This window comes from Acetivibrio ethanolgignens (assembly GCF_001461035.1).
GTDB lineage: Bacteria > Bacillota > Clostridia > Lachnospirales > Lachnospiraceae > Velocimicrobium > Velocimicrobium ethanolgignens.
This window is the reverse complement of record NZ_LNAM01000153.1, coordinates 16048-29982: the sequence shown is the minus strand read 5'-3', so window position 1 is coordinate 29982 and position 13935 is coordinate 16048. Positions and strand designations below refer to the sequence as shown.

General features: G+C 37.6%; 14 protein-coding genes and 3 pseudogenes. 12 read left to right on the top strand and 5 right to left on the bottom strand.

Features of this window, described 5'->3' with window-relative positions; all coding sequences use genetic code 11:
• Positions 1-707: 707 nt before the first annotated feature.
• The 5 genes and pseudogenes from ASU35_RS20925 to ASU35_RS08860 form a co-directional block, all read left to right on the top strand.
• A pseudogene (locus ASU35_RS20925) lies at positions 708-791 on the top strand (transposase); the annotation flags it as partial.
• A gap of 24 nt (positions 792-815) precedes the next feature.
• Positions 816-1205: pseudogene (locus tag ASU35_RS20920) on the top strand (helix-turn-helix domain-containing protein); the annotation flags it as partial.
• 145 nt (positions 1206-1350) lie between these two features.
• The gene (locus ASU35_RS08870; RefSeq protein ID WP_058352671.1) at positions 1351-1590 is read left to right on the top strand and encodes a DUF3791 domain-containing protein; all 240 of its coding nucleotides are present in this window, start codon (positions 1351-1353) and stop codon (positions 1588-1590) included.
• On the top strand, positions 1587-2060 hold the full coding sequence (locus tag ASU35_RS08865; RefSeq protein ID WP_058352670.1) for a DUF3990 domain-containing protein: 474 nt from the start codon (positions 1587-1589) through the stop codon (positions 2058-2060). The genes ASU35_RS08870 and ASU35_RS08865 overlap by 4 nt, the downstream gene beginning before the upstream one ends.
• Positions 2057-2266, top strand: coding sequence for a DUF3791 domain-containing protein (locus ASU35_RS08860; RefSeq protein WP_058352669.1), 210 nt, complete (start codon positions 2057-2059; stop codon positions 2264-2266). The genes ASU35_RS08865 and ASU35_RS08860 overlap by 4 nt, the downstream gene beginning before the upstream one ends.
• Positions 2267-2725: 459 nt before the next feature.
• Here ASU35_RS08860 and ASU35_RS20710 read toward each other — a convergent pair whose 3' ends face one another.
• The 5 genes from ASU35_RS20710 to ASU35_RS19235 form a co-directional block, all read right to left on the bottom strand.
• Entirely contained in the window at positions 2726-2920 is a 195-nt protein-coding gene (locus ASU35_RS20710; protein ID WP_423229979.1) for an IS66 family transposase, read from the bottom strand.
• A gap of 107 nt (positions 2921-3027) precedes the next feature.
• Positions 3028-3228, bottom strand: coding sequence for an IS66 family insertion sequence element accessory protein TnpA (gene tnpA / locus ASU35_RS08855; protein WP_058352668.1), 201 nt, complete (start codon positions 3226-3228; stop codon positions 3028-3030).
• A 227-nt stretch (positions 3229-3455) separates the two neighbouring features.
• The gene (locus tag ASU35_RS08850) at positions 3456-5297 is read right to left on the bottom strand and encodes an ABC transporter ATP-binding protein (RefSeq protein ID WP_058352667.1); all 1842 of its coding nucleotides are present in this window, start codon (positions 5295-5297) and stop codon (positions 3456-3458) included.
• Positions 5294-7093: an ABC transporter ATP-binding protein gene (locus ASU35_RS08845; protein WP_058352666.1), complete on the bottom strand. Its 1800-nt coding sequence runs from the start codon at positions 7091-7093 to the stop codon at positions 5294-5296. Before ASU35_RS08845 ends, ASU35_RS08850 begins: the two co-directional genes overlap by 4 nt.
• Positions 7094-7108: 15 nt before the next feature.
• Entirely contained in the window at positions 7109-7285 is a 177-nt protein-coding gene (locus ASU35_RS19235; protein ID WP_156059393.1) for a hypothetical protein, read from the bottom strand.
• Positions 7286-7604: 319 nt separating this feature from the next.
• On the opposite strand from ASU35_RS19235, the gene ASU35_RS08840 reads away from it, so the two are divergent.
• The 7 genes and pseudogenes from ASU35_RS08840 (at position 7605) to dhaL (ending at position 13922) form a co-directional block, all read left to right on the top strand.
• Positions 7605-8762, top strand: a complete 1158-nt coding sequence (locus tag ASU35_RS08840; RefSeq protein WP_058352665.1) for an ABC transporter substrate-binding protein — start codon at positions 7605-7607, stop codon at positions 8760-8762.
• 67 nt (positions 8763-8829) lie between these two features.
• Positions 8830-9705, top strand: coding sequence for a branched-chain amino acid ABC transporter permease (locus ASU35_RS08835; protein WP_058352664.1), 876 nt, complete (start codon positions 8830-8832; stop codon positions 9703-9705).
• A 5-nt stretch (positions 9706-9710) separates the two neighbouring features.
• Positions 9711-10766 carry a branched-chain amino acid ABC transporter permease gene (locus tag ASU35_RS08830; protein WP_058352663.1) on the top strand — a complete coding sequence of 352 codons (1056 nt, stop codon included), beginning with the start codon at positions 9711-9713 and terminating at the stop codon, positions 10764-10766.
• A gap of 4 nt (positions 10767-10770) precedes the next feature.
• Positions 10771-11559 (top strand): ABC transporter ATP-binding protein, encoded by a 789-nt coding sequence (locus ASU35_RS08825; protein ID WP_058352662.1) that lies wholly within the window; start codon positions 10771-10773, stop codon positions 11557-11559.
• A pseudogene (locus ASU35_RS08820) lies at positions 11459-12031 on the top strand (ABC transporter ATP-binding protein); the annotation flags it as partial. The gene ASU35_RS08825 and the pseudogene ASU35_RS08820, both read left to right, overlap by 101 nt.
• Before the next feature lie 239 nt (positions 12032-12270).
• Complete coding sequence (dhaK, locus tag ASU35_RS08815; protein ID WP_058352661.1) at positions 12271-13257, top strand: dihydroxyacetone kinase subunit DhaK; 987 nt, start codon at positions 12271-12273, stop codon at positions 13255-13257.
• Positions 13258-13274: 17 nt separating this feature from the next.
• The gene (gene dhaL / locus ASU35_RS08810) at positions 13275-13922 is read left to right on the top strand and encodes a dihydroxyacetone kinase subunit DhaL (RefSeq protein ID WP_058352660.1); all 648 of its coding nucleotides are present in this window, start codon (positions 13275-13277) and stop codon (positions 13920-13922) included.
• Positions 13923-13935: the final 13 nt, after the last annotated feature.

The following is a 13935-nucleotide window of genomic DNA, read 5'->3' as shown; positions in this document are numbered from 1 at the left end:
GCGACGCCAGCAAGCAACGCCGAAAGCCTTTGTTTTCAAGGACTTTCGGCTTTTTTACTGTATAAGAAATTGGAATTTCCTATACAGCGAAAAAGGCATATCCATGAGATAATGCATGCATAGAGGCCTTTCACGCACTCATCAAAAGAAAATGGTTAAACAGATTCAAAATATTCGATTACAATCATGCATATAAAAGCGGATGGCAGAATTATAAAGGTTGAGGGTGGTGACCTAACAATACTACTTGCAGGACTTGGTTTCCACTGCTTTTTGATTTAGGAAGAGAAAAAACTGTGCCACAGCCTTGGCAGGCCATCGTGCAGAGTGAGTATTCCGGCCCTCATTGGGTCTTCCGCAATTATCCGATCCGCAATCTGCATACAGTCAGGAAGAATTTCTTCAACGACTTTCGCATAGGCAGAGGCACGATCTTGAGTTACAGCAGTCACATGCTTATTTTGTTTTGTACTATTTAGATACACCACTTTACAACTATTAAAAATAATCAAGTCGTTGCTGAATAAGCCGTTTCAAAGCATTTGAAAAAGGGCTACCGTAATCCCACTGGCATTAGACGATGGGTAAAGGTAGCCAAAAGTAGAGTTTCATGATATACTTGTACTATGGAAACATGGTTTTCTTATGAGATATGTCAAAAGCACAAAGTCATTATTAGATATATGGGACAGATAAAGACCATATCTTTTTGGGCAGACGGATATTTTGCGTGTAGTGTGGGGAATGTTACAGAAGAAATGTTCCGAAAATACATAGAAAATCAGGGATAGCAACAGGTAAGGCGGTGATAGTTGATGTTAAAAGCATATAAATACAGAATATATCCGAATAATGAGCAGAAAGTACAGATAGCAAAAACATTTGGCTGTTGCCGTTTTGTTTATAATCAGACTTTGGTATACAGGAAGGAAAAATATGAGAAAGAGAAAAAGTCTGCCGGAAAAACAGACTGCAATAATTACTGCAACAGGGAATTATAGCAGTAGATTTTGTACCCAAGTTAAAAGAAGTAAAGTCAAAACTGCACAGAGAATTTTCTGGTCAGATAAAATCAGCAACCGTATCACAGGTGGCAAGTGGAAAATATTATGTATCACATCCGATGGACGGAAATATGATAATCCAAGAATACTGGCAAAACAGGAAAGGAAGCTAAAAAACTGCAAAGACAGTTAGCACATAAAGAAATATATAGGGCAGGGACTGCCCGAATTAACGCCTGTGGAGATAGTAGGTTGCGAAGTCGATGAAGCAGGAAGCCCATTGGCTTTAGACAATGGGTAGTTCACAAGATTATCTTGAATATCAATAACAGGAGGTGCTCCAACCATGTTGGATAACGCTAAAATAAGGAATGCAGATGAGCTGGAATTTGCTGTATACTGTATTGAAAATATTGCTATCAGACTTGGGAAAAATGCCGAAGAAATTTATCAGACGTTGACTGAGAAAAGCGATATTTTGAGCAGTTATATCATACCAGAGTATGAGATGCTGCATACCCAAAGTAAAGATTACATCGTTGATGATATTATCAGCATGATGGAAGAAAGGGGTATACAATTATGATTTTATATCACGGCTCCTATCTGGAGATTCAAACTCCGGATTTAGTACATTCCAGAGCTAATTTGGATTTTGGGCATGGCTTTTACACTACCCCTATTTACAATCAGGCGGTAAAGTGGTGTGAAAAATTTAAGCGCCGTGGAAAAAGCGGAATTGTTTCTCGTTACAACCTTGATGAAAACGCATTGCTGGAACTCAAGGTTCTAAAGTTTGACAGCTACTCTGAAGAATGGCTTGATTTCATACTGAAGTGCAGAACGGGAAATGATGCGGCAGATTATGATATAGTAATTGGCGGTGTCGCAAACGACAAGGTATTTAATACTGTTGAGCTTTACTTTGACAACCTGATCGACAAGAGAGAAGCCATCCGCCGCCTGCGCTATGAAAAGCCGAATTTGCAAATATGTTTCCGGACACAGAAAGCACTTAGCAAGTACCTACACTATGAGGGGAGTGAACAGATTTGATCGCCAATCCTATTTTATTACAAAAAAAATATGCCAGAATTATCGTGCATTTTTCAGAAAAAGAAAATCTTTCTTTAGACGATGCTCTCAGTTTTTTCTATCGCTCAACTATTTATCGTCTAATCAGTGAAGGGGTATCTGATCTGCACTGTATGAGTGATGAATATTTGACAGAGGAACTAATTTCTGAATACAGAAGACAATAAAAGTATTTTTACAAAGTGGTTATACCGAAAAATAGATTATACCGAATCTTATAGAAACTCTTGATTTTTCTTCATATGAAAACAGATCGATGCAATCCGGAGCCGGAACATCCACTTCTTTTAGAAATATGTGAAAGTATTTCAGATAAAGCAAGATGTTGTGCAGGGAGGATGCTTTCCGATTTCACCACGGTCCGCCCGATCTTTTTCCAGGCTCAGATATTCCGTTGTCGTCTCTACCGAATAATACAAGGTGTTGCTTAGTTCATAAGTAAGCGTCAATTCAAGCACGCATAGAAAACTCCGGATACTTCTGGGGTATCAGATCATTAGCTATGCCTGTCTGTATGATACTATATATGATGGTTGATGATGTTGCTCCATTGGCAGTATTGGAAAACAGTCAGTTTTTCAGGCCTATCACAAATGGTTTCACACTTTGCTCAGCAAGATTGTTACTTAGCTGGATTTCATAAAATTCATCAAATATAGCTCTGGATTTATTCTGCTCTGTTCTTTATCAGCAAAGTCTTCTACGGCAAAAAGTTTAAGAATGTAGTTTTCTCCCTTCTTTGCAATCTCATTATCAGGACTTGCTATCAATGCCTCGTGGAATTTTCTCTTTGCATGAACCAGACATCCACATAATGTTATGTTTTCCAGCCTTTAACTTTTTCTCATGTCAGTGGCTCCACAGCAGAGAATGATTTTATAATCGCTGTATTCAAACATTAAGCTGGCTCACCACCCTCAAAGTATTTTCAAGTAATCCAAAATAATACTTCAACAAATTTGGCTTTGTTTTTAGGCTTTGTGGTATTAGTATTTTTACCACGAAGCCAGCCGGCTAATGTTGAAGCAGGAATGCCATTAGCATCGCACCATTTAGCCATTGACAGACCACTTGCCTTGTAATCGGCTATTAATCTGAATTTCTCTTCTTTGGTTTTTCTTGTTCGCATTTATAAATACCTCCTATGGAGAGGATTATATATCTATACAAAGAGGTTTGGTAGGCGTGCTTGACTTGACGCTTACAGATGAACTTTTAAAAGTTTGAACCAAAAACAATATCCCCAATTTTTGACGTCCATTAATGTACGGCTAACAATCTTGTCTACTTTTGCAGTTATCCTTAATTTTTTATACAAGATGATTAATTAAGTATAGTTTAATACAACGATATAGACTAAATAGTTACCCTCTCTTTATAATTTTCAGCCTGAGCATGCCACAATTTTTTATATATTCCTTCTTCCAATAATAATTGAGTGTGACTTCCATTCTCTACCAATTCCCCCTCGCAAAATACTAAAATACGGTCACAGAAGATACAACTCGATAATCTATGTGAAATAACAAGGAAGGTTTTATCTACCATCATCGTATGAAACCCTCTATATATTTCAGCTTCTGCCATAGCATCAAGTGCAGCAGTCGGCTCGTCCATAATAAACAACGGTGCGTTCTTATATAATGCTTTTGCTATCGCAATTTTTTGTGCTTCTCCACCGGACAATTCAACTCCGTTTGAGGAGAAATCATAATATAAATAAGTATCTATTCCGCCCTGCATGGAATTAATACGGGATAACATATCGGTATCTTCTAATACCTCCATGACTTTCTTTCTATCTACATTATCACTTACGGTAAGATTTTCAGAAAGTTTAATAGAAAAGAGTTTAAAATCCTGAAAAACCACAGAAAGCAGATGAACATAATCCTCAAACGGATAAGTCTGAATATCAATTCCATTGATTGTTATCATTCCACTTGTCGGTTTATAAAGGCGGCATAAAAGACGAATACAGGTTGTTTTTCCCGAACCGTTCTCCCCGACAACCCCTATATGCTCTCCCTTTCTCATACGGAAAGAAAGATTGCGAATTGCCCATTTTTCAGCATTCGGATATTGAAAAGAAACATCATGAAACTCTATTTCAAAGTCGCTATTTAACACTTCCTTAATTGTATTTATGGAAAAGTTATTTTTATTATGTTCACCATTCATATCAAGAAATTTATAATACTGTTCAAGAAATTTTCTGTTTAACTCCAAATCAATAACTGCACGAACATTATCATTAATTCCAATCAGAAACTGCGAGATGATTCCCACATATTTTACAACATCGCCAATACGAATCATTCCATAATAAGCCTCAAGCCCGACAAACAGATAAACAATCCCAATCACCGATGTTGTAATGATTGTATTCTTGACACGGAACCTACCTTCTTCATCTCCCAATCCCTCCATAAATTTTCTTACTGTATTTTTGCATTCATCAAATTCATGATTGATAAGTTCCTGTTCTCCAAAAATACGAATATCTTTTCCATATCGATAATTCTGAAAAATTTCTTTACGATAAAAGCCAAAAATCCGATTAACTCCCGCCACCTCTCCAAATCTGGCAAAAATATTCTTACTGTGACGGATACTATTTTTAGCAGATAGAATGGATAACCATGATAAAATACTAAATAAAGCAAAGAGCATCATTGTCATTACCAAAGAAGGAATCCCAAGAACACTCGTATCAATCAATATGATTTTCGGAATCTGAATCAGTGCTGCCGTTATTGTAAAAATGCCTATGAGAAACTTTTCGATCAAATGAATTTCTGTTAAGAAAAAATCCCCACGCTGAAATTTACTTTGCTTTATATTTTCTAAAAGTGTCTGTATATCACTGTTTTCCAGCTTATCATAATCTATATTCATTGCCGTTTTCGCAAGCATGAGATCCTGTTTATATGTCAATGTAGCAATTAAAACATTTTTTCTGCCAGCAAGAAAAGCAATTATCAAATCATTCACAAGCACTACTAAAACAAATATTCCGACAGTGATGAATACCTTTCTTAATTCTCTACTTTCATATAACTCGTTTACAATCATCCCTGAAAACTGAAAAATAACGAATGGTTTCATTATGAAAAAAAGAGAATAAATCAACGTTAAAGGAAGCAGAAGCGGTACTTGTTTTTGTATCATTTTTATTGTTCTTATCGTAATATTCATAAACCGGAAATCTCATCCTCTCTATAATATTTACTTTGCTCTGTAAACATTCTGTAATACAATCCTTTTTGTTCTAAGAGAAAGCTATGGTTCCCCTCCTCTACGATTCTGCCACCATCAAGCAGAATGATTCGGTCACAAAAACGAGTGCTGGCAAGACGATGAGAGATAAACAACGATGTTTTAGTGTCTGCCAAACGATTATATTCCTCATAAATTTTGCTCTCAGCAATCGGATCCAGTGCTGCGGTAGGTTCATCTAAAACAATAAAATTACTATCTTTATAGAAAGCCTTTGCAATCATTAAACGCTGTCCCTCTCCGCCGGATAAATCAATAGCTTCACTTCTTACCTGCGTGTTAAGTAAAGTATCTAAAGACTTCGGCAGCGCTTCCATCCGTTCTGCCAAATTTACTCTTTTCAGGCAATGAAGCACTTTATCAATATCCGTCTTTTCAACTGTTCTCGAAGATATATTCTGTGCAATACTGACAGGCAAAATTAAAATCTCCTGAAAAACGGCAGAAAGACATTTATAATATTCTTCCTTGCTATATTTTGAAATGTCGATATCATTGACTAAAATCTGACCTCTTGTAGGTCTGTAAAGCCCCGTCATAAGCTTAACCAATGTCGTTTTTCCTGCTCCATTGTTTCCGACAAGTGCTAATTTTTCACCGGAATGAATGGTAAGATTAATATGATGTAAGGTGTCCTCCTCTAAACCATTATAAGAAAAACATACATCCTTAAACCTGACACAAAATGAGGATTTCATTCTTTGCTCTTCCGCTAAATTATCGTATTCATCAGACATCTCAATATATTCAAAAAAGTCCTGAAAAAATAGAAACATTTTGCGTAAATCGGCAAAATTCATCATAAAATTGGAAATCCATGCAGATAATCCTGATACCATACCAATTAAAAGTACAAAATCTTCTACCCGAATTTCTCTCTTATCTACCATAATAATTAGAAAAACATAAGCACAGCTATTTCTTAACAAAGATATAAAATGAATTTTCATATCAGCAAATAGCCTACCTTTAGCAATCCGTTCTTCTATATTGAGTCTTCCCATAACAGCTTTATGATAGATTCCTAGTAGCATATCCTGCATTTGATAAAGGCGAATTTCTCTCCCCGCCCTTGTAGAAACCGATTCCGCTTCCAAATACTTTAATTTTCTGTCTTCTTTTGCTATCCCATCCTTTTGATTCTGCTCATATTTATGCTGCCCTGTAGTAAAAAAATATCCTAAAAGTGCAGTAATAACAACAATTACAAAAAGCTCCTCTTTATAAGAGCATACGGTAATTCCATAAAGAAGAAAGCCCGAAAAATTAACCGCTAAAGAAACGCATACCGAAAATAGCCGTTGACCACCGTTATATACCGAATTTAACGCTTTTTGACGTTTTTCCTGGCCAATAGCACTTTCTATATTTATGTAATCCGAATTTAATGTTTTTTCATCAATAAACTTTAACAAGGTGTTGACTAAAACTCGATTGTACCATTCGGAACGTCCCGCCAGCCATTCCGACAATGCCTGTACCACAATCAATACCGTATATCCTATTATGATAACTAAGAGAAAGCTAAGAATTTCATAATGTTCCGTAATTCCCTTAATAATTAACTTCTGCATAAGCAGATTGAGATAAGGCGAGAATACCAAAATCGGAATTTGAAGCAATGAAATAATCAAAAGTTTTCGATTGTTCTCCCATATCTTTGACAAAAAGAAAGCTGCCATTTCCCAAGCGGTATATCTTTTATCTGTTTTCAAAACCATTCCCCTTTATTAACATAACATAGTAAAGCAAATACCAAACGGATCAATAACACTGCATTGTAATGTCCCATTCGCCGTCTTAGACAATGCAATATTATTTTTCGATCCGGCATCAATGAACTTTTTCTTTCCTGCGTAACTGCTCCAGTCTTGCAAACGCTTCTTTTCTGTTGCAGCTGCCAACATAAAACCCTCGCTATGTATAATATAACATAAAATTACAGTATTTTCCATACTTAAAAAAGAAGTGAGGGAGGATCGTCCTTTTTGCTGCTTAAGATGGAATTCACATATTGTTAAAAAATGAAATGTTTCAGAATGAAACAATAGTATATGGAAATGTTGTGAGTTATGCATAAAAACCAAATATTTTTGTAATAAAAGCTTAAAAAATAATATAATAAAGTAACGAAAATATACAAAATGCATAAAACAGATTGAAAACTTAATAAATAGAATGCTATAATTCAATTATCAAAATACGTAAGAAAGGAAATAAAAAACTATGAAAAAGAAACTTTTAAGTGCAGTGCTTACGACAGCTCTGGTGATTAGCTGTCTGTCCGGATGCGGAGAAACAGAAAAGGAAGAGGGATCTTCGGAAAGAAATTCAGGAGAAACGATTCAAATTGCAGTGGCAGGACCGATGACCGGAGATAACGCAGAATACGGCATAGGATTTGCAAATGCAGCAGAATTAATGGCAAAGGAATGGAATGAAAAGGGTGGAGTATTAGGAAAACAGATTGAAATCGTAAAATTTGATGACAAGAACACGTCAGAAGAAGCAACTACAATTGCACAGAAAATTGTTTCTGATAAAAAAGTAGCAGGTGTAATTGGACATTTCGCATCGGGCGTATGTATGACAGCCGCTCCGATTTATCAGGAAAATCAGATTATTGAAATCTCTCCATCCTCTTCTCATGCGGACTATTCAGGAATCGGTGATTACATTTTCAGGAACAATACAGTTATTGCAAAAGAAGGTGCAGCATCTGTAGATATTGCAATTAACGATTTAGAAAAAAAGAACATAGGCATTATCTCTATCATGACAGACTGGGGAACCAATACAGCAGAAATCGTAAAAGGCTTGATTGCAGACAGCGGTGATGCAGAGGCGAAGGTAGTTGCTCATGAAGAGGTTATGGAAGGATCGGATGATTATACATCAGCCATTACAAAGCTTGATGAAGCAGGTGCAGATGTTGTAATTTGCTGTGGGATGTACAACTTAGTTGCACCGGTTGCAAAACAGTACAAACAGATTAACCCGGAAATAGAAATTGTTGCATTCTCCAATGCTTATAGCCAGCAGTTGATTGAACTTGGCGGAGAAGCAGTTGAAGGTGTTCGGTTCCCGGTAATCTTCTTCTCTGAATCAGAAGATGAGAATGTAAGAAATTATGTAGAAGCTTATACCGCAGAATATGGCTCAGCACCATCTGCATTAACCTCCCAGGCTTATGATTCTGTGGGAATGCTCTTAACAGCAATTGAGGAAACAGGCTCCACAGACTCCGAAGTAGTGAAGGCTAAATTATATGAAATCGAATACGAAGGCGTAACAGGATTTACAAAATTTGACTCCATTGGTGACGTCGATAAGGAATTCGTAAAAGTAACAATTCAAAATGGAAAATTTGTAAAAATGAATTGATCTGATGCAAAAGAAGTAAGTTGAAAACCGGGTATCTTTTGTAAGATGCCAGGAGAAAGGATATCTCATGTTAATACAACAATTTTTTAATGGTTTGGCTCTGGGAATGGGATATGCCCTAATTGCAGTTGGTTATTCATTGGTATTTGGTATTTTAAGACTGGTTAACTTTTCCCATGGTGCAATTTACGCTTTCGGTGCTGAGATGGCTATGGTGTTTATCGGAATGAAATTTGGGATTGTTCCAGGAATTTTAGCCAGTATGATTTTAACTGGAATCTTGGGGGTTACCATTGATAAAATGGCACTTGAGCCGTTACGAAAAAAGAAATCTTTGCCGATTGCTTCTTTGATTACTACAATTGGTATTTCAAATATCGTAACAAACCTGATGATTGTTTTTCTAGGTTCGGAAAAAAGAAGCTTTCCGAAATTATTTAGACAGGGAGCTGTTCAACTTGGGAGCATCACGATTTCTTACACACAGATTATAATGTGTGTAGTATCCTTAAGCCTCATGCTGCTCCTGGTGTTCATCGTATATAAGACAAAAATTGGTTTGGCAATGCGTGCAAGTGAACAGAATGCAAAAGCAGCAAATATGATGGGTGTGAATGTAAATTTTGTAATTTCTTTTACTTTCTTCCTGGCAGGGATTTCTGCAACAATTGCAGGTGTGTTGGTGGGCGGGTACTATCAGATTGTATATCCGAATATGGGATTTATGGCTGGTTTAAAAGCATTCGCAGCAGCAGTGCTTGGAGGAATCGGAAGTTTACCGGGAGCACTTTTGGGAGGTCTGATTATCGGAGTATCAGAAAGTATGGCGGCTACCTTTTTAGGCTCTACTTACCGTGATTCCATTGCATTTGTAATTTTAATTATTGTTCTGATTGTAAGACCTCGTGGTCTCTTTGGACGGAAAGGAATTACAAAGGTGTAAGGTCAATGAAAAATAAAAATAAAAGTTTTTTACATGAATTTGAAGTTTTTACAGAAAAGTATAAAAAAATAATTTCGCTTGCTTTAACAGCCGTACTGCTTGCCCTTCCGTTTATTTTAAACAACCAGTATCTGCTGACAGTGATTGTGAAAATCGGGATTTATGCAATCTTTGCAATGGGGTTAAATATGTTAACTGGGTACACGGGCCTGGTATCTTTAGGACATGCGGGATTCGTAGCGATTGGAGCTTATACAGCATCCTTGTGTGCAGTAAGGCTTGAGCTGAATTTTTTTGCAGCAACACTATGCGGAATGGCAGTTGCAGGTTTGATTGGTGTAGTACTTGGATTACCGACATTACGGGTGTCGGGAACGTATCTTTCAATTATTACCCTTGGATTTGGAGAAATTATAAAAATGGTTGCAATGAACTGGAGCAGTGTGACAAACGGTACCCTCGGAATAAAAAATATTCCGAAGGCATCCCTGTTTGGAGTTCCATTTACAATCTCAAATAAGGGAATGTATTATTTAACACTAGTATTTGTAGTTTTGGTTGCGATATTTTGTCTTGCGATTGTTCGTTCAAAATTGGGACGGGCATTGCAGGCAATTCGTGGAGACGAAATGGCAAGTACCATGATGGGGATTAATATTACAAACTATAAGATTTTTGCATTTGTTATTTCAGCATGTATTTGTGCACTGGGCGGTTCCTTATATGCAAGTCTGATTGGATATATTGATCCGAATACCTTTAACTTTGATGTTTCTACAATGATTCTCAGTGTGGTTATTTTAGGTGGGATGGGGACTATCCGCGGTATGTTTGTCGGTGCAGGCATTTTGATTGCTCTTCCGGAAGTTTCCCGTTTTTTGATGGAATATCGATTTGTACTTTATGGAATCATTCTTGTCGTTATGATGAGGTTTCGGCCACAGGGTATTTTGGGATGGAAATCGACCTTGCCATATCGCCTGACAAAAAATGTGCAGGAAAAAATCAATGCAATGGATGAGAATGCACCTTTGAAATTATGGCAGGAAACAGAGGAGTGATGAGATGGCTGAGAAAAAATTATTATTAGAGGTAAAAAATATAACCAAACGCTTTGGTGGTATTGTCGCAGTTGATCATGTAAGCTTCGAAGTAAACTGTGGAGAAGTAATAAGTATTATCGGCCCTAATGGTGCAGGAAAAACAACCGTCTTTAATATGTTGACAGGTGTATATGAAGTAGATGAAGGAAGCATTGTATTCCAAGGTGAAGAAATTCAAAATAAAAAACCGAAACATATTGTAGAAGCAGGAATTTCCAGGACTTTTCAGAATATTCGATTATTTTTGGACTTAAGAGTGATAGAAAATGTACTGGTTGGTGCACATATTAAAACAAAGTATGGATTTTGGGATTCTATTTTTAGAACAAAGAAATTCAGGGAAGAGGAAGACCAGAAAACAGCGGAAGCAATCCAATTGTTAAAAGCCATCGATCTGGATTCCAGAAGAGATGATTATGCAGCAAACCTTCCTTATGGAGAGCAGAGGAAGCTTGAAATTACCAGAGCGATTGCTACTGGTGCACAGTTGATTTTATTGGATGAACCAGCTGCGGGAATGAATCCGCAGGAATCCGCAGAATTGATGGAATTTATTAATAAATTGAAAAATCAGGGATACACCATTTTGATGATTGAACATGACATGAGTGTGGTTATGAACATTTCAGACAGAATTTATGTAATTGATCATGGAAAACCAATTGCTCAGGGGCTTCCGATTGAAATTGCAAATAATCCGAAGGTTATCGAGGCATATTTGGGAGGGGTACAAAATGATGCTGAAAATTAATGATTTACATACCTATTATGGTGCAATTCACGCTCTGAAGGGAATTAATATGGAAGTGGAAAAAGGTGAGGTTGTTTCTTTAATTGGAAGCAATGGTGCTGGAAAAACAACACTTTTAACTTCAATCATCGGAGTAACGAGAGCAAAGCAGGGCGCGATTGTTTTTAATGGAAAAGAAATTACGCAGGCACCGACCCATTCCATGACGAAGATGAAGATTAGTATTTCTCCAGAAGGACGAGAAGTATTCCCGGAGTTGACTGTAGAGGAAAATTTAAGGTTGGGGGCTTATATTGTAAAAAATAAAGGTGAGATTGCTACGGGTTACGACAGAGTTTATAATCTGTTCCCAAGATTGAAGGAACGCTATAAACAGCAGGCGGGAACGCTTTCCGGCGGTGAACAGCAGATGCTTGCAGTAGGAAGAGCCTTGATGTCCAGTCCGGAGCTACTGCTTTTGGATGAACCTTCATTGGGGCTTGCACCAAATTTCGTTTTAATGATTTTTGATATGATTAAGGAGATTAACAAACAGGGCGTTACCATTTTGTTAATCGAACAGAATGCAAATATAGCACTTTCAGCATCTGATCGTGCTTATGTAATTGAAAATGGAAAAGTTACAATGAGTGGTGATGCAAAAAAAATCGCATCGGATCCGCAGATTAAAAGAGCTTATCTGGGAATTGGTTAAAGAAAGGAATCGATAAAATGAAAAAAATTATCAATCATCCGGCAGATGTAGTAAGCGAGGCACTGAAGGGAATGCAGTTTGCTTATGCAGACAAATTGGATTACACACCGGGAGCAGAAGTGATTTCCCGCAAAGAAAAAGGAACGAAGGTTGCAATTATTTCTGGCGGCGGTGCTGGACATGAGCCCCTTCATGCAGGCTTTGTCGGAACTGGTATGCTGGATGCGGCAGTTTCGGGAAATGTGTTCTCTTCTCCTAGCCCGGATCGAATCGGTGTAGCCATTGAAAAAATGGAAACAGGAAAAGGTGTTTTACTTGTAATTAAAAACTATTCTGGCGACATCATGAATTTTGGGCTAGCAGCTGATCTTGCAGATGCAGACGATATTGAAGTAGAAACTGTTGTGGTAAAAGATGACGTAGCAGTTCCGGACAGCACGTATTCTACGGGAAGGCGGGGAATCGCCGGAACTGTATTTGTACATAAAATTGCAGGTGCAAAAGCTGAGGCAGGTGCTTCCTTGCAGGAAGTAAAGGCGGCGGCAGAGCATGCCATTGCAAATATCAGAAGCATGGGTATGGCAATGACGCCATGCATTCTTCCAGCAGTAGGGAAGTCTGGATTTGTACTAGGAGACAATGAAATCGAAATAGGTATGGGAATTCATGGGGAGCCGGGTGTGGAAAAAACAACGGTGAAAACAGCAAAAGAAATTGCAGAAATTCTTCTTGGTAAAATTCTTGAAGATTACGATTATTCAGACAGTGAGGTCGCAGTACTTGTAAACGGACTGGGCGGAACTCCGTTGATGGAATTATATATCTTAAATGGAGAGGTTCAGAAGGTTTTGGAAGAAAAAGGGATCAAAGCATACAAAACATTTGTGGGAAATTATACAACTGCTTTAGATATGACGGGGTGCTCTCTTACATTGATGAAGCTGGATGATGAACTAAAAGAGCTTTTGGACGCACCGTGCGACACACCGGCATTCAAACTTTAAATAAAGGAGATGGGAACATGGGATTTGTACTGACAGCTGCAGATTATGCAGAATATGTTAAACGTACTTATGAAGTAATTCGTGTGAATGGTGATTATGTAACAGAGCTTGACCTTGCAACTGGCGATGGAGATCATTGGTCTAATATTAATATGGGATTTGAAAAGCTCGTGGCAGATATAGAAGCACTTGCCTCCATGAATATCAGTGATGAGCTGAAAGCCATTGGAAAAAGTATGATGGCGGTTATTGGCGGATCTTCGGGAGTTTTATATGGCAGTGCATACCTTGCTGCTGCAAAAGCAGTGAAGGGAAAAGAGGTACTGGGAAAACAGGAGTTGTATGATGTTTTGGAAGCAATGTTAAATGCAATTATTTCCAGGGGGCAGGCGCAGGAAGGTTTTAAAACAATGATTGACAGCTTGGCACCAGCAGTAAAAGCATACAAAAGCTGTATTGAAAACGGAAGCAACGAAAAAACCTTATGTGAAGTTGTAAAAAAAGCTGCAATAGATGGGGCAGAAAATACAAAAAATATGAAAGCCGTCCGAGGAAGAGCAACTTACCAGGCAAATAAAGGGGTAGGCCATCTGGATCCAGGTGCTATTACAATGTCTTATCAAATCAGTACATTAATGGATTATGTGGCAGAAAAGCTTATGTAGTGTTTTAATATTA